Genomic DNA, 23754 nt, shown 5'->3' with positions numbered 1-23754 from the left:
TATAAGATATGCAGGTTACTTCATCCATACGCGAGCCCCTAATTACGGGCGGTAAAACCTTAAAAGACGTTACTCATGATGTTTCGAGACAGGTGGAAGGGAAGCCCAGTTTAGGCTGGATTCTTGGACTTTTGTTTTCGGTGGGTATATTGTTGTTAGGAAGCATTGCGCTTGTTGCCACCCTTTGGGAAGGTATAGGCATGTGGGGACTCAATAAAACCGTAGGTTGGGCTTGGGATATCACCAACTTCGTTTGGTGGGTTGGTATCGGTCACGCCGGAACCCTGATCTCAGCAGTTCTATTGTTGTTCAGACAAAAATGGAGAATGGCCATCAATAGGGCAGCGGAAGCAATGACAATTTTTGCTGTTATTTGTGCCGCCATGTTCCCGGTCATTCACATGGGAAGACCTTGGTTGGGTGCTTATTGGGCACTTCCTCTTCCAAATACTTTCGGTTCACTTTGGGTGAATTTCAATTCACCGCTCCTCTGGGACGTTTTTGCGATCTCTACCTACTTTTCCGTGTCATTGGTTTTCTGGTATATTGGTCTAATTCCTGACTTTGCAACCATCAGAGACAGAGCAAGTGGTTTGAGAAGAACCATTTATGGAGCCTTGGCTTTTGGATGGGATGGAGCTGCCAAAACTTGGTCAAGGTACGAATCTGTGGCTTTGATTCTTGCGGGTCTTGCAACACCATTGGTGCTTTCTGTTCACACGATTGTATCCTTTGATTTTGCAACTTCCGTGATACCTGGATGGCATACGACGATCTTCCCTCCATATTTCGTGGCGGGAGCGATTTTCTCTGGCTTTGCGATGGTGTTGACACTGATGATTGTCACTAGAAAGATGTTCCATTTGGAAGACTACATTACCATTGGGCATATTGAATTGATGAATATTGTCATCATCATCACGGGTTCAATCGTGGGTGTTGCATATATTACTGAGTTTTTCATAGCCTGGTATTCAGGAGTAGCAGCAGAGCAATACGCTTTCATCAACCGAGCAACTGGTCCTTATTGGTGGGCTTATTGGTCCATGATGACTTGTAATGTGATTTCCCCTCAGCTTTTCTGGTTCAAAAAAATCAGAACTTCCATTGTCGCTACCTTCATTTTGTCTTTGGTAGTAAATATCGGGATGTGGTTTGAGCGTTTCGTGATTATTGTAACCTCCTTACATAGGGATTACCTGCCTTCTTCATGGGCAATGTTTTATCCAACTTGGGCGGATGTGGGAATCTACCTCTTTACTTTTGGATTGTTTTTTACCTTGTTCTTGCTGTTTGCCAAGTTCTTCCCGGTAATCAACATGGCAGAGGTTAAATCTATCGTGAAGTCTTCATCGCAAAAAGCTAATAAATAATGGAAAGAGATAAGAATTTTGTCCTCGGTGTTTATGATGATGAGGATGTGTTGTTGGATGCTGTTACCAGAGTGAGAGAAAGTGGCGTTAAAATCCACGAAGTTTATTCGCCATTCCCAGTTCACGGTTTGGATGATGTACTTGGCTACAAGAGAAGTAGATTGCCGATAGCTGCCTTTTTCTTTGGGTTATTGGGGACTACTTTGGCCTTGGTGATGCAATTTTATATGATGAAAATTGACTGGCCGATGATTATCGGAGGTAAGGATTATGCTGCAATACCGGACTTTGTTCCTGTGACTTTCGAATTGACGGTCTTATTGGCTGCATTCGGTATGGTTGGCGTATTTATGATCAGTAGTAATTTAAAGCCTTGGGGTCAAGCGAGAATCTTTGATTTGAGAATCACAGATGACAAGCATGTGATGGCCATCGATATTGCCAACAATGCTGGCTTTGGAGAAGAGGCGATTGGAGATGTCCTGAAAGCTACAGGAGCTACTGAAGTGAATAAAAAAAGTTTTGAATAGGTAATATTGAAAATATGAAATTTACACATTCTATAAATTTAGTTGCTTCTTTTGGTTTGGCCTTTGGTCTTTCCTCTTGTGGGGCATCGGGCGAAAAGCCAGGCTATGAATTTGCGCCTCAAATGTATCATTCAATCGCTTACGAGCCACTTTCCCAAATCCGAAATGAAGAAGAAGGAAGTTGGTTGAGTACGAGAGAAGATGAAAAAGGCGAGTTTTACAACAGTAATCCAAACAATCCTCATGGAATGACGATGAGAGAGCCTGTTGCCAATACAGTCCCAAGAAGCAATAATGGAACACTTCCTTACCGTTTAAAGGCATTTGAATTGGAAAAAGCGGCCTTGATTGAAAATCCTGTGGAATTCAATGATCAGGTTTTGGCTGAAGGGCAGCAACTGTATATTCAGTATTGTTCCACTTGCCATGGTTTAGGTGGAGAGGGTGATGGCAAAGCCGGTGAGGTGATTGGAGGAGTAGCAAATCTAAAAGGTGGTGCTTACATCAATCTTCCAGAAGGCCATATATTCCACGTAATCACGGCAGGAAAAGGAAGAATGCTTCCTCATGGATCCCAGATTTCCCAAGAAAGAAGATGGAAAATCGTTCACTATGTTAAACAAGAAATCCAGAAGCAATAATCATGGCGCACGTTACAAACTATAACTTAAATCAAAAATTCGATTTCACATCGGCTTTTAAGAAATCCATACTCACCGTCATGGTGATTGGAGCGGTATTGCTTGCCATTGGCGTTGTTTTGGCAATTTTTGGAGGTGGACACGATTCTGCCGAAGAGGGAGCAGGCCATGCCTTTCATTGGTATCAAAGGTTATATGCCAACCTTTGGATCAATAATGTTTATTTTACTGGTATCGCCATCATCGGTGTTTTCTTCTTTGCGCTTCAGTATGCCGCGCAGGCAGGATGGTCTACCGGTTTTTTGAGGGTTCCACTTTCTTTTGGATATTGGCTTCCCTATGCTGGTGTCTTGATGATCGTGACTTTCTTCATTGCCAATCATGATTTGTTTCATTGGACACATAGTTATCTATTCGATAAAAATGATGCTCAATATGATAAAATAATCGATGGAAAAGGCAGCTTCTTTTATTGGCCAATGGACAAGGGAACTTTCCCTGTTTTTTACATTGTAAGGATGTTCTTGTTCTTTGGATTCTGGATCTTTTTCTTCAATAAATTGAAAAATCTATCCTACGCAGAAGATCTGAATGGTGGAAACGATTATTGGTATAACATCAGAAAATGGTCTGCATTTTTCATCATTTTCTTCGCTGTTTCTTCTTCGGTTTCTGCTTGGGATTGGGTAATGTCAATTGATACACATTGGTTTTCCACCATGTTTGGTTGGTATGTATTCTCTTCTTGGTTTGTTTCTGGTCTTGCTGCGATTACCTTGATTACCATTTTCCTGAAAGAAAAGGGATATCTGCCGATGGTCAATGAAAACCATATACATGACCTTGGCAAATTTATATTCGGATTTTCGATCTTCTGGGCTTACATCTGGTTTTCCCAGTTCTTGTTGATCTATTATGCCAACATTCCCGAAGAGTCTGTTTACTTTATTGAGAGACTGTCCAGCGATGTATATGGACCGTTCATTTTTGTAAACCTAGGGTTAAACTTTGTTCTTCCTTTCCTTGTTTTAATGACACGAGATTCAAAGAGACACGGGATATTTCTGAAACTGATTTGTTCTCTTATTCTATTTGGTCATTGGATGGATTTCTTCTTAATGGTACAACCGGGAACTTTGGGACACAATGGAGGGATTGGATTTATTGAAATTGGAATGCTGTTGGTATATGTTTCAGGTGCTGCTTATGTAGTGTTTGGAGGATTAGCCAAAGCCAATCTGGTTCCAAAAAATCACCCCATGTTGGAGGAGAGTTATCATCATCACATTTAATATTTATCTGATAAAACGATCATTATGTACGGTTTTCTCATCGCAATAGGCATTCTTTTATTACTTTCCATTGTTTGGATGGTATATAGAATCCAAACCCTGGTCACGGTAGTGAAGGGCTCGGATAAAAAAATCGCATCTGGCAGCAATAAAGTTAACGCTTTCCTATTTGTTGCCTTTATGGTGGTATTTGGAGCGTTAATGACTTGGTATTCAATCAAGGAGTTTGACAATTATCAGCTTCCAATTGGTTCTGAACATGGTGTTATCACAGACAGATTGTTTTGGATTACCATGGCAGTCACTGGTGTAGTTTTCATTATTACACACATTCTTTTGTTCTGGTTTCCTTACAAATACCAATACGATGAAAAAAGAAAAGCTGCCTTTTTCCCCCATAACAATAGACTTGAGGTAATATGGACAGTAGTTCCTGCAGTAGTTTTGGCATTGTTGGTCATCAGTGGATGGAAAGCATGGTCTGATATCACTGGCCCAGCGCCAGAAAATGCACACGTTGTTGAAATCATGGGTTATCAGTTTGCTTGGGAGGTTAGATACCCTGGTATGGATAATGTTTTGGGTGAATATGATTATAGGCTGATCAATGCCACTAACGTTTCGGGTGTGGATTTCTCCGATAAAAATTCATTTGATGATTTCAATACGCCGATTGTGGTTATCCCAAAAGGGGAGCCTGTTATTTTCAAAATCAGGGCGCGTGATGTGCTGCATTCTGTTTTTGCCCCTCACATGAGGCTGAAAATGGATGCGGTTCCAGGTATGCCAACCAGATTCTGGTTTACAGCTACCAAAACAACTGAGGAGATGCGTGCAGAACTCAATGATCCAGAATTTGAATATGAGATCGCTTGTACTGAAGTTTGTGGAAGAGGTCATTTTTCCATGAGAAAAGTAATCACGGTGGTAGAGCCGGCGGAATATAAAAAGTGGTTGGCTGAACAAAAGCCTTACATTGTCAACAACCCTTCTTTGGTTGCCGATTTACCTACAGAATTAAAAGAATTGGCTGAAATATCGATCAGCGAAAACAAATAAATAAATTATTAAAATTATGGCAACAGCTCAATCCGCTTTACACAGTGCTACCGCCCATGATGATCATGAGCACCATGATAATTTCATAACGAAATACATCTTTAGTACTGATCATAAAATGATTGGTAAGCAGTTTTTGGTCACCGGCATTTTCTGGGCTTTGATTGGAGGTTTCTTATCTGTTCTTTTCAGGCTTCAGCTAGGGTTTCCAGAGATGGACATGTCCTTCTTAAAACCAATTTTAGGAGGTTGGATAGATGATACCGGAGCATTGAATCCTGAATTCTATCTTGCTTTGGTGACAATGCACGGGACGATCATGGTCTTCTTCGTATTGACAGCTGGCTTGAGTGGAACATTCTCCAATTTCCTTATTCCTCTTCAGATTGGAGCAAGAGATATGGCCTCGGGATTCATGAACATGTTATCCTATTGGTTCTTCTTCATTTCCGGAGTTATCATGTTTATTTCTCTTTTCCTGGAAACGGGTCCAGCAGCAGGTGGATGGGTGGTTTATCCGCCTTTGTCCGCACTTGAGCAAGCAATACCTGGTTCAGGAATGGGAATGACACTTTGGTTGATTGCAATGACCTTTTTTATTGCTTCCTCCCTATTGGGTGGTATCAATTACATTACGACAGTGATCAACTTGAGAACCAAGGGAATGTCTTTTTCAAAGCTTCCTTTGACGATATGGTCATTTTTCTTGACCGCAGTGATTGGTTTATTGTCTTTCCCTGTTTTGTTTGCCGCCGCTTTACTGTTGGTGTTTGACAGAAGTTTTGGTACAAGTTTCTACTTATCTGACATCTACATCGGTGGAGAAGCCCTTTCAAACACGGGTGGTAGTGCTGTGCTTTATCAGCATTTATTCTGGTTCTTAGGCCATCCTGAGGTATATATCGTTTTGTTGCCTGCTTTGGGTATCACTTCAGAAGTAATTGCAACCAATTCAAGGAAGCCGATTTTTGGTTACAAAGCCATGATTATTTCCATGTTGGGGATTACTATATTGTCTTTCGTTGTTTGGGCGCATCATATGTTCGTGTCAGGATTAAATCCTTTCTTGGGCTCGATTTTTATGTTCTTGACCTTGATTATTGCGATCCCATCGGCGGTGAAAGTATTCAACTATTTGACTACACTTTGGAGGGGTAACTTGATTTTCACTCCTGCCATGTTGTTCTCAATTGGTCTTGTTTCTTTCTTTATCTCTGGTGGCTTGACGGGTATTTTCTTGGGAAATTCTGCCATTGATATTCAATTGCACGATACTTATTTCGTAGTTGCACATTTTCACTTGGTGATGGGCTCGGCCTCCTTCTTTGGATTGATGGCGGGTGTGTATCATTGGTTCCCGAAAATGTTTGGTAGGATGATGGATGCGAAATTGGGTTATATCCACTTTTGGTTGACTTTCATCGGTGTTTATTTAGTCTTCTTCCCAATGCACTACATTGGTATAGCTGGTTTTCCAAGAAGATATTACACTTGGACCAACTTTGAATTCTCTAGTATGTACACTGACTTGAACATGTTCATTTCCATTGCTGCTATTCTTACCTTTGTCGCTCAATTTATCTTCTTGTTCAACTTCTTCTACAGCATGTACAGAGGAAGAAAAGCTTCCCTTAATCCATGGAGATCCAATACTTTGGAGTGGACTACTCCTTTGCATCCAGGGCATGGTAACTGGCCAGGTGAAATCCCTTCTGTTTACAGATGGCCTTATGATTATTCCAAACCTGGAGCGAAAGAAGACTTTATCATGCAAACTGTTCCATTGTCTGCCACGCCTGAATCCAATCTTCCGCATGAGCAGGAATTGGTGAAGCTTGAAAAAGAAATCATTGCGGAAGAAGAGGAGGTTTTGATAGCGAATGAATCAAGAGAATCTTAAAATCATAAACAGCTTTCGCAGGATCAGTTTGATCACTGTGATTGCTGTTTATTTTCTTATTCTGGTCGGTGGAGTTGTACGCAGTACGGGCTCAGGAATGGGTTGTCCCGATTGGCCAAAATGCTTTGGGAGTTGGGTGCCACCTACAAGTGTTGACCAACTTCCATTAAATTACCAAGAGATCTATTTAGCCAAAAGAGTAGAAAAAAACGAGAATTTCGTTTCAATGCTCCAGAATCTTGGCTTCTCCCAAAAAGCGACTGAAATACAACAAGATAAATCCATCCTGGTAGAAGAGGAATTCAATCCCGTCAAAACTTGGATAGAATACTTGAATAGACTGTTGGGTGCTGTCATAGGACTATTTGTTTTGCTTACACTTTACAGATCCATCAGACTTTGGAATCTTGACAAAGTCATTCCCATATTAGCTGGTTTCAATTTGTTGTTGGTCCTGTTCCAAGCATGGATTGGATCCATTGTTGTCTCCACGAATTTACTGACTTGGATGATTACGCTTCACATGGTGTTGGCACTGGTGATAGTTTGTTTGTTGCTTTACATCCATTATAGGTCCCATAGATTGGCTTACGCTGTTAGGTTCAGTACTGAAAAACCAAACAGGTTATTTCTTGTTTTGGGTTTGGGATTTGTGCTCACCATTATTCAAATCGTTCTGGGTACGCAAGTGAGAGAGGAATTGGACATGGTTGCCTTTACGTTCGGGAATATGCTAAGAGGAGAATGGATTGATCATTTGGGGCTTACCTTTGCTATTCACAGATCATATTCCATATTGCTATTGGCCATCCATTTGTTGTTTATTTATAAGATTTATAAGTATTCACTTAGGCACGCAAGTGTTTTCAAATGGTCTCAAATTTTGGTTATTGTGATCTTGTTTGAAATTATATCAGGAGTAGGGATGGCTTATTTTGGGATTCCGGCTTTTCTTCAACCGATTCATTTACTTCTTGGATCTGTAGTCATAGGTATCCAATTCGTAATTTTGCTTCAATTGAACGATCAAAAAAAAATCACCACTGAAAATTCTGGTTCATGAGAACTGTAGATACAATTGACTATTCCTTCATGTTTGCATTGTCTGTTAGGGCGAAGGCTTATTATGAATTGATTAAATTTAGGCTTTCCGCCTTGGTTACTTTCTCCGCGGTTTTTGGGTTTATATTGGGAGACTCCGGAGCGATGTTTTCTTGGGGAAAGTTTTTTGCGCTGATGGTTGGTGGTTTTTTGATCAGTGGTGCTTCTGGCGCGGCAAACGAAATATGGGAGCGGGATTATGACAAGCTGATGAAGCGGACTCAAAACAGACCCCTTCCATTGAATATCATTTCTTTGACGGAAGCCTATTGGTTTACGTCCATAATAGCCGTTATAGGGATAAGCATACTCTGGATTTTCACGAATCCCTTGACCACTGGATTGGGGATTTTGAGTATGATATTGTATGTTTTCGTCTACACACCCTTGAAGCGTGTCGGTCCTATTGCGGTGTTTGTAGGAGCGATTCCCGGTGCAATGCCTCCTTTATTGGGCTGGACTGCTGCCACTGGAGCGATTTCCTATGAAGCCATGATCATTTTTGGCATCCAGTTTATTTGGCAATTCCCACACTTCTGGGCCATTGCCTGGGTAAGTGATGAAGATTATAAAAAGGCCGGCTTCAAGTTGTTGCCGAGTGGAGGAGGAAAAGATCTCAATACTGCCATTCAAATCATGATTTATACCCTGTTTTTATTGCCATTGGGATTGTTGCCTACTTATTTTGGTTTGACCGGATTGAATTCGGGGATTGTGGCAACTGTTTGTGGCGTCTTGTTTTTGGCACAGACTTTTTCTTTAATGAGGGATTGTTCCAGGAAATCAGCATTGAGAATCATGTTCGGTTCATTCCTTTATCTCCCCATTGTACAGATTTCCTATTTATTGGATAAAATATCGTAATGGAAGAAAAACTCAATTATATCGAGGCGGCTGAGCAGCCCATCGCCATGCACCCTAAGAAATTTGCCCTGTGGCTTTTTATTGTGACTGTGGTGATGATATTTGCGGCGCTTACCAGTGCTTATATTGTCAGACAATCGGAGGGAAATTGGTTGGAATTTGACCTTCCCGAAATTTTCTGGTATTCTTCTGGTATTATTGTCCTAAGTAGTTTAACCTTTCATTGGGCTTATATTTCAGCAAAAAAGGACAATCTTCAGAATTTGAGGATCGGAATGGTCATCACATCTGTTTTGGGAGTCGTTTTTTTGGTGAGTCAATGGTATGGTTGGATCGCCCTAGTGGAAAGAGATGTATACTTCGTAGGTAACCCTGCTGGATCATTTTTGTACGTTTTTACAGGATTACATGGATTACACTTGGTGAGTGGTGTGATATTTCTAATTATTGTACTAATTTCGTCCTTTAGATACAAAGTGCATTCAAAGCAATTGGCTACCTTGGAAATGTGTGTCACTTTCTGGCATTTTCTTGGCGGACTTTGGTTATATTTGTTTATGTTCCTACTTCTTAATCATTAATAATTAATTAAAATATACTTATGTCGACGACTGCTACTGCTGTTGGAGTAAGCTCCAAAAGAGGGATCTGGGGAGGCGGTAATGAGCCGCTAAAAGCTAGTTATGGTAAACTCATGATGTGGTTTTTCCTGCTTTCAGATATCTTTACCTTCGCTGCTTTTTTGATCACCTACGCAGCCATTAGGGTAAGTTACCCTGCATACACCGGTTCTGCTGATAATTTTGTTGGTTCAAATGAATATTGGCCAATTCCTGAATTGGTTTTTGAGGCGATTCCGTTTGTCCATGGCCTGCATGCCCCCTTGGTTTTTGTCGGGATAATGACTTTTATTTTGATCTTAAGTTCAGTTACTATGGTGCTGGCTGTTGAAGCTGGTCATAGAAATGATAGAAATGACGTGGTCAAATGGATGCTTTGGACGATCCTTGGTGGTGCTACGTTTTTGAGTTGCCAAGCCTGGGAATGGGGACACTTTATTCATGGAACCGATTCCGGGACAGTTTTGACATATGTAAACAGCCTCAATCAATTGGTCACTGAGACCGTTTTTGGCGCCAATATGTACGTCAATGAATATGGACCAGCTCCTTTCGCACAATTGTTTTTCTTCATTACAGGATTTCACGGTTTTCACGTGACATTGGGAGTGGCTTTGCTGTTCATGGTGTTTTACCAAGCAGCTGTTGGTACCTATGAAGAAAGGGGTCATTACGAAATGGTTGAAAAAATTGGTTTGTATTGGCACTTTGTGGATTTGGTTTGGGTATTTGTTTTTACTTTTTTCTACTTAATTTGAGACTCTAACGTATTAAAGATATGTCATTACAAGAAAATAAATCCGCACTCGAAGTGCTTCCTAGAGATGAGGCAAAGATCAAAAAAATATGGAAGACTGCATTCATCTTATTGGCCATTACGGCAGTTGAGTTTCTTCTTGCTTTCACCATGGATAGGGGCTTGTTTCTCTATTTCATATTCATTGCACTGACAATTTGGAAAGCCAAATATATCATGATGGAATTTATGCACTTGGGTGAAGAAGCTAAACCTCTGTTTTATTCGATCATTGTTCCGCTAATTTTCTTGGTTTGGTTGGTGATCGCATTGGTAAAAGAGGGGACTGAAATTTTCATCATGAGGTGGTAGTCAATAATTTCAATAAAATTTGAAAAAAGTAGGTTGGAGTTAAGATCTTCAACCTACTTTTTTGTTATAGTGACAAAGGAAAAACATGAGAGGTATCAGATTACTTCAGGGCTTGGTATTGCTGTGCATCCTAATGGTGCCAATTTTGATTATTTTATTTCTGAAAACTTTCGGAAACAACCAGTATGAAATTCCGGTTTTATTTGAAAACGGAATAGACAATCAATTCATGGAATGTGACGTAGAGGAAAATGTTCAACACACCATTCCTGAATTTTCCTTTACTTCCCAAGATGGTATTCCTACGGGGCGCGCGGAGATGGAGGGAAAAATCACCATAGTAGATTTCTTCTTTACCTCATGCCCTAGCATTTGTCCAGTGATGTCTACCGAAATGGAAAGAGTCGATGATGTATTTCGGGGAGAAGATCGTGTACAAATTTATTCCATCAGTATTGATCCGGAATATGACAGCCCTGAGGTACTTAAAGAATACGCAGAGAGGCACAATGCCAGTCCAGGGAAGTGGTTTTTCCTAACGGGTGACCAACAGGAAACCTTCAACCTTGCAAGATGCGGTTTTCTTCTTCCAGCTCTTGATGGAAAAGGTGTTCCTGATGATTTTGTGCATTCGGATAAGTTTGTGATCGTTGATGAGCAAGGAAGGATCAGAGGTTTTTACAGTGGTACCACTAGAGAAGATGTTGATTTGTTGATATTGGAAACAAAGATATTATTGTATGGAAAAAAGTAACCCGATTTTAGTAAAGCAGGATTCAGGGATGATCAAATGGATCATAGGAATATCAATCGTGGTCCCGATAGTAGTGGCCATCCTTATTTTCATGCCGGCAAAACTCGATCTCGCCAGTGATTGGGTGTATTTCCTTCCCCATTTGAATGCGGTTATAAATTCTGCTGCCACCGTGGCATTGATTATGGGTTTGGTTTTTATCAAGAAAGGAAATATACAGCTTCACAGGGCGGCCATGACCTCTGCTTTCGGCTTGGGAGCAGTCTTTTTGGTTTCTTATATTATTTATCATGCATCTGCAGAAAGCGCTGTTTTTGGTGGCGAGGGTTGGATAAGACCTGTTTATTATTTTATCCTGATCTCGCATATCATTTTGGCGGCAGTTGCTTTGTTCCCCATTTTGCTGGCCTATTATTATGGGCATACTGATCAATTAGTAAAGCATAGGAAAATCGTGAAATTTGCTTTTCCAATATGGTTGTATGTAACCGTTACTGGGGTAGTGGTTTATTTGATGATCAGTCCTTATTACAATTTCTAAACTTATTCTTCGAGACCTTCGTTTTGTCTACTATGAGTTTCACTGCTAAAATATCACTCCTCACCATAGGTTTTCTTTTGTTGCATTTACAATCCTTTGCGCAATGTGCGATGTGTAGAGCCACGATCGAAACCAATGTGAGTAATGGTGATACTTCCATTGGTGCTGGTTTGAATTTAGGCATCATGTATCTATTGGTAATGCCATATTTGATCGCTGCTGTGATTGGATTTTTTTGGTACAGAAATTCAAAAAAAAGAAAGGCGAAATTCACTTTTCAAGGTGAAAAATTTTAAAAAGGGAAAGCAAAGTTGATATTCAAACTTTGCTTTTTTACTTTTATCACCAACATGTTAAAGAAAAGACGTTTTATTCTATTATTGGCTGTTTTAGGAATCGGTATCCTACTTTCGCTAAACTATTTTTTAAACGAGAAAGGTGGCAATGAAAAGTATTTGAAACCCATTGTCAATAAAATTCAAGTAGTTGATAATAATTTCGATCAGGATTTTGTGGAAATCCTGATGAGGAATCGTCCAGATGAACCTCTTTCTTTTACCAAGCTCACGATCGAAGGAAGCCAACCCTATTATATCTATGATGAAGGGGGTAATATTGTTTACTGGTCAGATTTCACCTGGTTACCGGATTTTGATCTCATCAATCCCTTTAAAACTTACCAGCTTTTGGAGGATCAAAAAGGGATCTATTTTACAAAGGTTCGGCGGCTAACCAGAAACGAGAAGGAGTTTTGGTTGCTTCAATTGTATCCACTGTCTTACAAAAGGGATATCAACAATGAATTCCTTATTTCGGGCTTGAATCCGGAATTGTTCGGGAAGGGCAAAGTGAATTTTTCTGAAGAAAAGCAGGAAAATTTCTTTGATGTGGAGAATGTGAAAGGCGAATTCCTTTTTTCAATTGACTTTGAAGCCGGTTACGAACCTGCAGGACAGTCTACTGATGTGACGATTTTAGTGTTTTTCTTTTCACTTTTATTACTCGTATTGATCATTGGATACGATTTCATCTCCATTATCTGGCGCAAAGGGAAATTTAAAACCGCGATTGTTTATGCGGCGCTTATCCTTTCTTCCATAAGGGGGTTTATGATTTTTTTTAGATTCCCACAAGACTATTTTGATTTCGAACTGTTTGATGCAAGCAAGTATGCTTCTTCGTGGTTAAATCCTAGCCTCGGGGATCTTCTATTGAACGTATTGTGTTCTCTGATCATTTTCTCGATGTTATTGGGCGTTTTGGGAGGGAAAGTGTTTCATGAAAAATTTAAGGGCTTTAGGGAAAAATATCCGGATTGGCTCTTTTTCCTTTTGGCTTATGTATTGTCAACGGTACTTTTGTCCCTGTTTTATGGACTATATATCAATATCCTTAGCAATTCTCAGTGGGACTTGAATATTTTCGCCATTCCGACTTTCGATTATTTCAAAGGGATTAGCCTTTTCATCATTTTCTTGGGAGGTGCTGGGTATCTCCTGTTTTCAATTCTTGGGATTAGCTTGATTTTAGACAGCAATTCTCCCAAGAAAACCTATGCATTAAAGCTGCTGATTTATTTTTCTTTGCCTGTTATTTTGGTGTTAAGTTTTTTCAATTGGATTTTGTTGCTGGTGTACTTGGCTCATTTCATCATGCTGGTATCCATCGTTAGTTTTGAGCTCTATCGCAATGTTTTTCGCTTGGGGCTGAATACTTTTCTTACCTTCTTCTTTGGTTGCCTTATCGGGGCGATTATCACTGGGATAGCTTCTTACCAAGTTTTACTGCAGCGGCAGCATCAATCCAAAATCCGCTTTGGCACCCAGCAATTGGTTGAAAATGACGTCATGGGAGAATTTTTCCTGTCCGATGCCATGGATAGGATTCGCAATGATATTTTTGTAAAAAATACGCTTTTGGATCCCTTGCTTTCAAATGAAGCGATCGAGCGCAAAATCCGCAAGATTCACTTGATTAATTATTTCGACCAGTTTTCTCAACAGATCAAGGTCTTCAATCCAGCAGGTGAAAATATCCTGGACCGAAACGACCCAGTACAATTGCAGGACCTTCGGTTCAATTACGTGAAAAGTGATTATGCTACCTCGGTTAGGGATTTATATTTCATTAAGGGAGTAGATGAAGGAAAAGGGAATAGTTTCTTCTCCTTTATTCCGCTTTACAGGGACGATGTTCTTCTGGGAACGGTGTATTTGGAGCTAAGGCAATTGCGGGTACAACCTGGTTCTGTATTCCCCAAATTATTATTGGACAGTAAGTACATGGCCAATTTCAATGAAAAAGATTTCGATTACGCCGTCTACGGTGATAGTGGATTGCTTTATAGCGTTGGGATTTTTAATTATAGGGCAGAGGATATGGAGGGGTTGATAGAAAATCCCAATCTATTTGATTCCGGAGTAAACAGAAAAAAATACCATCATTTAGGTGTCAAAAACCAAGATCAAGTGGTCATTGTGTCCTCGCCTATTTATTCCGTTTACTATATTCTTGCTGATATATCCTTGTTTTTTGTAGCGTTTATTTTACTCACACTTTTGAGCATTTTATGCTATACCTTGGCAAAAGGTTTTGGGAAATTTAATTTCAACTATGCCGCAAAACTCCAAATGTACTTGAATTTCGCGTTTTTCTTTCCCATTGTGACCATCAGTGTGATCATCATTGGTCTCTTGACCAATTCCTACAGAGAAGAACTTCATCGCCAATATTTTCAAAAGGCTTCCATCATAGGGGGGAATCTCTCGGTGATGTTAGAGCAACAATCCACAGCCGAATTGGGGAGGGAGGATTTTGTGGAGTCCGTGAATATTTTGGCAGGGACCACGAACTCAGACATCAACGTGTACAGCCCAGAAGGGGCATTGATCGCCACTTCTCAACCCAATATTTTTGATAAACGAGTATTGGCAAAAATAATCAACCCCAATGCCATCGTTGAGATAGTGGAAGGCCAAAACAATCTGGCTCTGTTGGAGGAAGTGGTGGATAATTTGACCTACAAAACAGTGTATATGGCCATTCGGTCATCGGATAGCCAAAAAATATTGGCCATCGTGTCCATACCCTTCTTTGAATCCCAGACGGAGTTGGATCTATTGATCGCCGATGTATTCAGTAATATCATCAATATTTTTGTACTGATCTTCATCCTCTTTTTGTTTGTTTCCTATTTTGTTTCTCGAAAATTGACCTTACCCTTTAAGTTGCTCACGCAAAAACTCAAGGCGACCAATCTTGACAACAATGAGCTTATGTACTGGCCATCAAATGATGAAATAGGCCTGCTGGTCAATGAATACAACAACATGCTCTTCAAGCTGGAATCAAGTAAAAAAATATTGGCAAACACTGAAAAGGAAACAGCTTGGAGAGAAATGGCCAAGCAGGTTGCCCATGAGATCAAAAATCCTTTGACACCCATGAAACTGACACTCCAGCATCTGCTCAGGTTGCAGTCGGAAGGAAAACTTGATGATCCCCAAATGCTTAAAAAACCGTTGGGGACTTTGATCCAGCAAGTGGATACACTCAGTGACATAGCGACTTCCTTTTCGACTTTTGCAAAAATGCCACTTCCGAAAAACAAACTGATGGATTTCCGAGAGGTCGTCCAAGCTTCCCTGGAGCTTTTCCAAAACAGGGAAAAGGAGAAAATTGTCTTTGAGGACCATACCAAAAGTGTTTCCCTGATGGTAATGGGTGATGATCAACTGTTTGGTCGGGTGATTTCCAATCTCATTATCAATGGGATTCAGGCAAAAGAGAGGGGCAGACAGACAATCATAAATATATCCCTTCGGGAAATTGATAACCAAGTGATTTTGGAAATCCATGACAACGGAAAGGGAATCCCCGAGGAATTATCCGATAAGATTTTCATTCCGAATTTCAGTACCAAATCCGAAGGTTCCGGACTCGGACTTGCTATAGCCAAAAGAGGAGTCGAAACGGCTGGCGGAAAAATTTGGTTTGAAACCGAACTGGGAAAGGGGACTTCCTTTTTTCTTGCATTCGATCTGGTCAAATAAATATCTGAAAGGTTTTTTATTACCTTAGTGATGGCTTGATCGGTAAGTATGTTTTTGTTTCGGTGTTTTCTTTTTATCCTTCTGTTTTCCATTGCGTTTTCCAATATGTCTTTTGCACAATCGGAATCCTGTAAATGGTTGCCTATAGAAAAAACCAAAAGTGATTTTTTGCTTGATTCGCTCAGTGTCTTTTCAGAGAGTATCCAAGTGCGGGATAGATTCGATAGTACTTATACCTTTTCCTATCAGCTCAATACCGGTAGGATCAAAATCGATTTGGGAAGGGAAACTTTGCCTGACTCTTTGATGATCTGCTACAAGACCTTCCCTTATAGCCTCCATCATGAGGTGGCCAAAAGAACACTGATGACAGACTACGATTCAGGGGCGATCTTCAAGGACAATAGGGTGAAAGCAATACCCACTTTTGATTTTCGCGAAGAACTTTTTCCCAGCACCAATCTGTCTAAATCCGGAAATCTTACCCGAGGTGTTTCATTTGGGAATACACAGAACGTTTTTGTCAACTCTTCATTGAATCTTCAAATGAACGGTCAGCTTGCCGAAAACCTCAATATCAGGGCAAGCATCACGGATCAAAATGTGCCCTTCCAACCAGAGGGAAATACCCAACAACTTCAGGATTTTGACAATGTGCTGGTGGAATTGTACAATGACAAATTCAGTTTGTCTGCAGGGGATGTGGTCTTGCAGCAACGGCAATCCGAATTTCTGCGCTATTACAAAAATGTCCAGGGAGCCCAATTGACCACAAATTATAAAATTGGCGAGAAATGGAAGGCATCCACCCAACTTTCTGCATCGGTAGCCAAAGGTAAATTCGCATCCATTCAGCTGGAAATTGCTGAAGGCACGTTGGGTCCCTATCGGATTCAAGGACCGCAAAATGAACGGTTTGTTATCATTATGGCCAATTCAGAGCGTGTTTTCTTGGATGGGAGACTGTTGCAGCGGGGATTTAACTATGATTATGTGATTGATTACAATCAAGGGGAGATCACCTTTACCCCCAAAGTGCTTATTACCCAATATTCAAGAGTACGCATTGATTATGAATATGCTGAGAGGAATTTTTCGAGATCCATTTTGACTGCCAACCATATTCAGGAATCCGACAAAGTCTCCTTTTTCATGAATTTCTATCGGGAAAAGGACAATAGAAACAGACCTCTCTTTTTTGAGTTTTCGGATGCCGATAAAGTATTGCTTTCTTCAGTCGGGGATGACTTGAATGCGGCATCCATTCCCCGGGTGGACAGTGTGTCCTTTGATCCCAACAGGGTTTTGTATCAAAAAATATATGCAATCGATGATTTTGGAAATCCCATCCAATATTTTGAGTATTCAACTGACCCAGAATTGGCCCGATTTGCGATAGGTTTCAGTGAAGTGGGACAGGGGAATGGAGATTATGTCCGCCAACAGCAATTGACAAATGGACCTGTTTTTGTCTATAGGCCGCAGGTGAATGGTTTGGCCCAGGGAAATTTCTCCATTTCAACACCTTTGCCAGCACCAAATCAAAAGCAAATGTTCACCACAGGTGCGCGTTTAAAAATCAGCCCCTACGAACATGTTTATACTGAAATCGCTTTGTCCAATACAGATCTCAACCTTTTTTCCCCACTGGACAATGAGGACAACAAAGGTTTTGCGATCAAATCAGGGTTTATTTCCGAAAACAGGGTTATTGAGAAGCTGAAGGGGTACAAGTTCAAGGCCTTGACAGAAATGGAATACAACTCCAGCCAATTTTCATTTATCGATCGATTGCGGTATGTTGAGTTTGATAGGGATTGGAGTTTGGGCGCCAAAGAACTATTGGAGTCTGGCAATGAGAGGATTTTTACCGCCCAAGTGGAATTGGAAAAGGATCGGGACAACGGATTGAAATACCGTTTCAATCTCCGGAATCGGGGAGATGTTCTCGCCGGAACCCAGCATTCGGGGAATTGGAACCAGCAGTTCGGCAAAAGATTTTTCCTGAAAAATGATCTTTTTTTGCTCAATGCCGATGTAAATGAACTCAACTCCGATTGGTTGCGGTACACAGGAGATTTCAATTACCGGTCAAAAGTCCTCGTGCCCGGATATCGTTTGATGATGGACAGAAATGCGATCAGGGATATCGAGCGGGATTCAGTGGTCAGCACAGCGATGAACTTTTTGGAGCAGATGGTTTACCTCAAATCCAATGATACTTTGCCCTATTCCTTCTTTGCCGAGGCTTCTTGGCGTCAGGATCAATTTGCGGTCAATGGACTATTGGTTCCCGATACGGAAGCATTTGCAACCAATTTTGGATTGCAGCGCCGATTTGGCAATCATGATTTCAAAGGGACGTTTACCTACCGGAAATTGGAGTTTGTCAGAACCGATCAAAATGCAGAAACCACTGTTTTGGGGAAAATCGATTATCTCAATACGCTGGCAAAAGGAAACGTCAGGAATGAACTCAGCTATGCATTGGGAAATGGGCGGGAGTTTAGACGGGAATATGTGTTCCTGCCCGTACCCGCAGGTGAAGGCACCCACGCTTGGAGAGATGATAACGGAGACGGAATTCAACAACTCAATGAGTTCAATCTCGCCATTAATCCTGAGGAAAAAAGTTATATAAAAGTATTTGTCCCCACTACCGAGTTTATTCAGGCCTATTCCACGATTTTTAATTACCGGTTGAATGCGAAATTTCCGGAGGATTGGAAAAAGCAAAACAAGACACTTCAGTTTCTCCAAAAATTTTCGAATACGACCAGTTTGAGCATTGAGAAAAAAATTACCGCAAATGATTTTTGGGAAAGAATCAATCCCTTTACCGGTGGATTTGCCGATGAGGATTTGGTCTCCGTCCGACAGGTCATTCGATCTTCTTTCTTCTTCAATCGGTCTTCCTCCAAATATGGATTTGACCTTTCGGTTTTCGACAGCCAAAACAAACAGCTCCTGGCTGGTGGATTCGATGATTTGGTCCAAAAAGATTGGCGCCTAAATACCCGATTCAATTTCAGTCCCAACCTCAACTTTCGTTTTGTTCTACAAACAGGGAACCGAGCGGCATCTTCTGATTTTTTAGACAATAGGAATTACGATATCAGCCAGTATGGTTTAGGACCAGAATTGGCATGGCAGCCAAGTAGCCTTTTCCGATCCACTGCCACTTACCAGTTTACTGATAAGCAAAACATAGCCAACCAAGAGGTTCGGGAAACAGCGGTCCTCCACCAAATGGGTTTGGATTTTCGTTTTGCCAGGGTGATCAAGACCACGTTGAATGTCAATCTCAAATACACTTATATTGACTATTCAGGCAATACAAATACACCCGTAGGCTATGAAATGTTACAGGCTTTGACCCCGGGAAGCAATTTGACATGGACAGTCAATTGGCTCCAAAAAATCGGGGAAGGTCTCCAAATGAATATGGTGTACGAAGGTAGAAACTCGGAGGGCTTGGGAAGATTGGTGCACATTGGAAGGATGCAGGTGACGGCTCTTTTTTAAGGTCTTGATTCTGGGATTTGAGAAAAAGAAATGAATTCAATAAAGGGAGAGGATTCAATTCAATTGTGTCAATTCCACTTTCCTGAATTCCACTTCAGCACCTTCCGCTTGCAGGGCTATTTGTCCTTTTTTGGCCGTGGCGGCATATCCTTTGTTGACAAGGTCTCCATTGAGCCAAACAGTGATGTTGTCAGCTTTGCATTCGATCACCATGTGGTTCCATTGGCCCAAAGGCTTTTCTGAATCATCGGTCAGATTTTTGATTCTTCTTTCCATGCCCTCCGTGATCCCCCAATCTTCTTTTGGCCCACGTCTGATCTCCATATCATGCACTTGGATATCCTCTACAATACACCAAAAATCCCCTGCATTTTGATGCATCATTTGTACCTCTATGGATTTTGGGAACATGCCATAAAGTGATCTTGGTGTGGAGGCATGCACCAACACACCGCAATTTCCAGGTTTTCCCGGAAATCTGTACTCTACCTCCAATCGGTAGTTTTCATACTCTTTCTCCGAAATAAGGTGTCCTTGGGGAGTGCCCAGACTCACGAGCATCCCTTCCCTGACGATAAAGGGAATTCTAAGACTGCTGTCTTTTTCAAGATCGGGGATATCCATGTACCAGCCTTTTAGGGTTTTTCCGTCGAAAAGTGAGGTGGTCTGGGAGAATCCCTGGAGGGATAGAAAAGAAAAGAATAGAAGAGGAAGAAAGAAATGAGGTTTCATCACGGCTGTTTAGGTGTTTTTGTTATTTGAAGTTACAATAAATAAAGAGTTTCCAAAAATCCATAGGGATAATGGACAAATGTTGAAAGGTCACCTTTTATTGTGTTGATTGTTTCTATGTCCATTAAAAAATTACAGAAGAACCATAAGAGCATCCCCATATTTAAAGATAAAGGCAATATAGAACAGGAGCCAAAATAGAAACATGATTATTATCATATTCCAAGCTTTCCAAAGTCACAGACCGGCATTCCTGCATAGATTAAATTTACAGAAATGTTTGATGCCATGCAGGGGAAAATTGAGAATAGGGTAAACATGTTGATTCCACAAGAAATCATTTTACAACACTATTGTAATAAGCTGCCATTGGGTTTTCCCGAAAACCTGATCAGTGGAAACGCTGGGCTAATCTGCAGCCCCCAAAAAGTACCTACCTTGATTACCGCTCACCTACCAAAGGTTTTGGATTGGTTGCATGAACAAGATAAACCACTTGTTTTGGAGCAGGAACCATGCAGTGTCCCTGTTTTGCTTTATGATCAGGAATTTTCGACCGAAAGGATTTTGTTTCATTATGACGGAACCCCTGCTTCCGCAAATTTGATTCGGAATTTCATTTCACTTTTTTCGGAAAATATCAAAAGAAGTAAAGCCACCATAATTTCACCAAGTTTTATCCCCAAATCCAAGCAAAGAGAGGAACAGGAGCTTATCCAACTTGTCAGCAATGCTACTGCCGAGACTTCCTTTATCAAATTCAATTTCAACAGAATTGGGGATTTTTGGTCCTATGCAGTCAAGAATGAATGTACATTGTTGGTAACCACTAAAAATCACCAGGCGGAATTGGCGAAGGTGCTTTTTCATTTTTACAAGGGCGGGATGTGGTACGATCGATTGTCTTTTTACATCTCTCTTTAAATCATGCTTTTTAATGATATATATCATGTTTTCGCCTATTGATCCTCATTAACTTGCATGAAATGCCCAAACCGCATAAAATATTGACCGATCACGACACTAAACCATGTTACCATTGTGGGGAGTTTTGTGTGGATGAGATCATACACCATCAGGAGAAGGATTTTTGCTGCACAGGCTGTAAATTGGTCTATGATGTTCTTTCAGAAAATGACCTTTGTGCCTACTATGACATTGCGGAAAGACCGGGCCAAAGTCAAAAAAAGGTCTCCAAAAAGGAGAACCGATTTGATTATCTATTGGATAGAGACATCATCCGCAAGCTGGTGGATTTCCAAAATGAGGAGGAGACCCACATCACTTTCACCATCCCCCTGATCCATTGTGCTTCTTGTATTTGGCTATTGGAAAACCTACATCATTTGGATACCAATATCATTTCTGGAAGGGTGGATTTTATAAGGAAGAAAGTTCAGGTAAAGTTTAAACATGGTCAGCTCAGCCTCAGGGATTTGGTACTTCTTCTTTCCAAAATAGGCTATGAGCCGAGGTTAAACCTGTCGGATGTGGACAGGAAGCCCATTGCCAAAACTGATAAAAAACTCATCTATAAATTAGCCGTGGCAGGGTTCTGCTTCGGAAACATGATGTTCTTTAGCTTGCCAGAATACTTCTCGGGAGCTGAGCTTCTTGGGGAAAATTTTAAGTGGGCATTCAATTACCTGAACATTTTACTTTCACTTCCGGTGTTTTTTTATTCGGCAACGGACTATTACCGTTCGGCTTGGCTTTCTCTTAAAAACAGAGCCGTGAATATGGACGTGCCAATAGCCATTGGGATATTCACGCTCTTTTTTTACAGTCTTTATGAAATCCTGATTGCTGGGCAGGAGGGATACATGGATACCTTGGGCGGTCTGTTGTTCTTTCTGTTGATCGGGAAATTATACCAGCAAAAGACATATGATACCCTTTCATTCGATAGGGATTACAAAGCTTATTTCCCAGTTGCAGTGACCAAATTAACCAAGGATGCGGAAGAGGTGATCCCTCTTACCAAATTGGGGGTTGGGGATATCATTAAAGTAAGGGACCAAGAGTTGGTGCCTGCTGACAGCATACTTTTGGAGGGAGAAGCCTATATAGACTATAGTTTTGTGACAGGTGAGGAAGTACCTGTGGTCAAAAAAAGAGGCGAACTTATTTATGCTGGCGGACGGCAGAAAGGAAAAGCCATTACTCTTACTGTTCAGAAATCTGCTTCTCAAGGATATTTGACCGATTTATGGAACAACGAGGCTTTCCAAAAGGAAAAAGGAACCTCTTTGGAATCCCTGTCAAACCGCATTAGCGGAAAATTCACAGCAGTAGTGCTTTTGATTGCCTTTGCCGCATTGACCTACTGGGCTTTTACAGATTTTTCGGTTGGGATTAAAGCCTTTACAGCAGTGTTGATCATTACCTGTCCTTGTGCTTTGGCCATGTCCACGCCCTTTACCTTGGGCAATACCTTGCGGGTTTTTGGACAAGGGAAATTTTACTTGAAAAATGCTGGAGTCATCGAGAAATTGGCTTTCATAGATACGGTTGTTTTTGATAAGACTGGGACATTGACCGCAACATCTGATGCATCCTTGGAATATTACCATGTGATGGATGAAAAAGGTGCGGTATCCATGGCTTACTCAATGCCAGGGGAGCTTGATACACTCACCGAAGAAACCAAGTCTGTGATCAAATCTATGGTCAACCAATCCACCCATCCACTGAGCAACAGGATCAATTCCTGGCTGGAGGGTGTAAAGGGAGCCAATATAGGAGACGTAGAAGAGATTCAGGGGAGTGGCTTGAGACTGATTTACAAATCACAGGAAATCAAATTGGGATCGGCGGAATATACAGGCGCTAAATTCCAGTATATCAAAAAAGGTGGGAATCAGGTTTTTCTGTCTTTGGAGGGGGTTCTATTGGGTTATTTCTTTATCCAGAGTGGCTTGAGAAAAGGCATTGAAACGGTAGTCGATGAAATCGGGAAAACCCGAGAAGTTCATTTTCTCTCAGGAGACCATGACCACGAAAGGGACAATCTGCGCAAAGTTTTCGGTCCGAGGATTCAAATGAATTTTAGCCAAGGGCCAACGGATAAGCTCCTCTATATTCAAAAACTCAGTCGCAATAAAGCCAATATACTGATGGTTGGCGATGGATTGAATGATGCAGGAGCTTTGAGAGAAAGTCAGGTGGGAATCGCGTTGACCGATAGGGTTACCAATTTCTCTCCTGCAAGTGATGCGATAATGGATGCAGCGGTGATCCATAAATTGCCTGCTTATCTGGAGTTTGCCAAGACCAGCAGGAAAATCATCAAGGCGAGTTTTGGATTGAGTTTTACATATAACCTCATCGGGATATTTTTCGCGGTCCAGGGATTGGTCAGCCCAGTTTTCTGTGCCATCCTCATGCCGCTGAGCAGCCTTTCCGTGGTGATTTTCACTACCGTCTCGACAAATTATCTCGCTTACAAAAAAGGACTTAAAGACCAAATATTCTAATTATGGAAGTACTCTTCATTCTTATCGGAGTCAGCTTAATCATGGCAGGAGGTTTTTTATTCCTGTTTTTCAGGGCGATGAAAGGCGGTCAGTTTGATGACAACTACACCCCTTCGGTTCGGATCTTATTTGACCAAAAAATAAAAACAAAAGAAAAACAATTACCATCAACTAAATCAAAGTAAA

Annotated in this window: 20 protein-coding genes; 19 read left to right on the top strand and 1 reads right to left on the bottom strand. The window is 41.0% G+C overall.

Annotated elements, in window-relative coordinates; translation table 11 throughout:
* Positions 1 to 8 precede the first annotated feature (8 nt).
* The 16 genes from nrfD to Q7J63_RS16080 all read left to right on the top strand — a co-directional run bounded on the left by nrfD (position 9) and on the right by Q7J63_RS16080 (position 19360).
* Positions 9 to 1373: an NrfD/PsrC family molybdoenzyme membrane anchor subunit gene (nrfD, locus tag Q7J63_RS16155; RefSeq protein ID WP_019598044.1), complete on the top strand. Its 1365-nt coding sequence runs from the start codon at positions 9 to 11 to the stop codon at positions 1371 to 1373.
* On the top strand, positions 1373 to 1903 hold the full coding sequence (locus Q7J63_RS16150; RefSeq protein WP_019598043.1) for a DUF3341 domain-containing protein: 531 nt from the start codon (positions 1373 to 1375) through the stop codon (positions 1901 to 1903). The genes nrfD and Q7J63_RS16150 overlap by 1 nt, the downstream gene beginning before the upstream one ends.
* A gap of 14 nt (positions 1904 to 1917) precedes the next feature.
* A complete protein-coding gene (locus Q7J63_RS16145) occupies positions 1918 to 2544 on the top strand; it encodes a cytochrome c (protein WP_304887618.1) in 627 nt (208 codons plus the stop codon).
* Positions 2545 to 2546: 2 nt separating this feature from the next.
* Positions 2547 to 3836 (top strand): hypothetical protein, encoded by a 1290-nt coding sequence (locus Q7J63_RS16140; protein ID WP_026333660.1) that lies wholly within the window; start codon positions 2547 to 2549, stop codon positions 3834 to 3836.
* A 24-nt stretch (positions 3837 to 3860) separates the two neighbouring features.
* Positions 3861 to 4895 (top strand): cytochrome c oxidase subunit II, encoded by a 1035-nt coding sequence (locus tag Q7J63_RS16135; RefSeq protein WP_019598040.1) that lies wholly within the window; start codon positions 3861 to 3863, stop codon positions 4893 to 4895.
* Between the two features lie 16 nt (positions 4896 to 4911).
* Entirely contained in the window at positions 4912 to 6795 is a 1884-nt protein-coding gene (locus Q7J63_RS16130) for a cbb3-type cytochrome c oxidase subunit I (RefSeq protein ID WP_304887614.1), read from the top strand.
* A complete protein-coding gene (locus tag Q7J63_RS16125) occupies positions 6776 to 7858 on the top strand; it encodes a heme A synthase (RefSeq protein WP_304887612.1) in 1083 nt (360 codons plus the stop codon). The genes Q7J63_RS16130 and Q7J63_RS16125 overlap by 20 nt, the downstream gene beginning before the upstream one ends.
* Positions 7855 to 8760 carry a heme o synthase gene (gene cyoE, locus Q7J63_RS16120; protein WP_019598037.1) on the top strand — a complete coding sequence of 302 codons (906 nt, stop codon included), beginning with the start codon at positions 7855 to 7857 and terminating at the stop codon, positions 8758 to 8760. Before Q7J63_RS16125 ends, cyoE begins: the two co-directional genes overlap by 4 nt.
* Positions 8760 to 9341: a cytochrome c oxidase subunit 3 gene (locus Q7J63_RS16115; protein WP_019598036.1), complete on the top strand. Its 582-nt coding sequence runs from the start codon at positions 8760 to 8762 to the stop codon at positions 9339 to 9341. The genes cyoE and Q7J63_RS16115 overlap by 1 nt, the downstream gene beginning before the upstream one ends.
* A gap of 20 nt (positions 9342 to 9361) precedes the next feature.
* Positions 9362 to 10138 carry a cytochrome c oxidase subunit 3 gene (locus Q7J63_RS16110; RefSeq protein WP_019598035.1) on the top strand — a complete coding sequence of 259 codons (777 nt, stop codon included), beginning with the start codon at positions 9362 to 9364 and terminating at the stop codon, positions 10136 to 10138.
* A gap of 20 nt (positions 10139 to 10158) precedes the next feature.
* Positions 10159 to 10488 (top strand): cytochrome C oxidase subunit IV family protein, encoded by a 330-nt coding sequence (locus Q7J63_RS16105; protein WP_019598034.1) that lies wholly within the window; start codon positions 10159 to 10161, stop codon positions 10486 to 10488.
* A gap of 85 nt (positions 10489 to 10573) precedes the next feature.
* Positions 10574 to 11242: an SCO family protein gene (locus Q7J63_RS16100; protein WP_304887608.1), complete on the top strand. Its 669-nt coding sequence runs from the start codon at positions 10574 to 10576 to the stop codon at positions 11240 to 11242.
* Positions 11229 to 11783 carry a DUF420 domain-containing protein gene (locus Q7J63_RS16095; protein WP_304887606.1) on the top strand — a complete coding sequence of 185 codons (555 nt, stop codon included), beginning with the start codon at positions 11229 to 11231 and terminating at the stop codon, positions 11781 to 11783. The genes Q7J63_RS16100 and Q7J63_RS16095 overlap by 14 nt, the downstream gene beginning before the upstream one ends.
* A 32-nt stretch (positions 11784 to 11815) precedes the next feature.
* On the top strand, positions 11816 to 12079 hold the full coding sequence (locus Q7J63_RS16090; protein WP_304887604.1) for a hypothetical protein: 264 nt from the start codon (positions 11816 to 11818) through the stop codon (positions 12077 to 12079).
* A gap of 54 nt (positions 12080 to 12133) precedes the next feature.
* On the top strand, positions 12134 to 15835 hold the full coding sequence (locus Q7J63_RS16085) for an ATP-binding protein (RefSeq protein WP_304887602.1): 3702 nt from the start codon (positions 12134 to 12136) through the stop codon (positions 15833 to 15835).
* 48 nt (positions 15836 to 15883) lie between these two features.
* Positions 15884 to 19360, top strand: a complete 3477-nt coding sequence (locus Q7J63_RS16080; protein ID WP_304887600.1) for a hypothetical protein — start codon at positions 15884 to 15886, stop codon at positions 19358 to 19360.
* A gap of 54 nt (positions 19361 to 19414) precedes the next feature.
* On the opposite strand, the gene Q7J63_RS16075 is transcribed toward Q7J63_RS16080, so the two are convergent.
* Positions 19415 to 20092 carry a DUF1080 domain-containing protein gene (locus Q7J63_RS16075; protein WP_304887598.1) on the bottom strand — a complete coding sequence of 226 codons (678 nt, stop codon included), beginning with the start codon at positions 20090 to 20092 and terminating at the stop codon, positions 19415 to 19417.
* A 288-nt stretch (positions 20093 to 20380) separates the two neighbouring features.
* Here Q7J63_RS16075 and Q7J63_RS16070 point away from each other — a divergent pair, with 288 nt between their 5' ends.
* The 3 genes from Q7J63_RS16070 (at position 20381) to ccoS (ending at position 23753) form a co-directional block, all read left to right on the top strand.
* A complete protein-coding gene (locus Q7J63_RS16070; RefSeq protein ID WP_304887596.1) occupies positions 20381 to 21016 on the top strand; it encodes a hypothetical protein in 636 nt (211 codons plus the stop codon).
* A gap of 62 nt (positions 21017 to 21078) precedes the next feature.
* Positions 21079 to 23568 carry a heavy metal translocating P-type ATPase metal-binding domain-containing protein gene (locus tag Q7J63_RS16065; RefSeq protein ID WP_304887595.1) on the top strand — a complete coding sequence of 830 codons (2490 nt, stop codon included), beginning with the start codon at positions 21079 to 21081 and terminating at the stop codon, positions 23566 to 23568.
* A gap of 2 nt (positions 23569 to 23570) precedes the next feature.
* The gene (gene ccoS / locus Q7J63_RS16060) at positions 23571 to 23753 is read left to right on the top strand and encodes a cbb3-type cytochrome oxidase assembly protein CcoS (RefSeq protein WP_019598024.1); all 183 of its coding nucleotides are present in this window, start codon (positions 23571 to 23573) and stop codon (positions 23751 to 23753) included.
* Position 23754 lies beyond the last annotated feature (1 nt).

Source organism: Rhodonellum sp., assembly GCF_030656585.1.
Classification (GTDB): domain Bacteria; phylum Bacteroidota; class Bacteroidia; order Cytophagales; family Cyclobacteriaceae; genus Rhodonellum; species Rhodonellum psychrophilum.
Note: the sequence above shows the minus strand (reverse complement) of the source record. Positions and strands in the feature narration are given on the sequence as shown.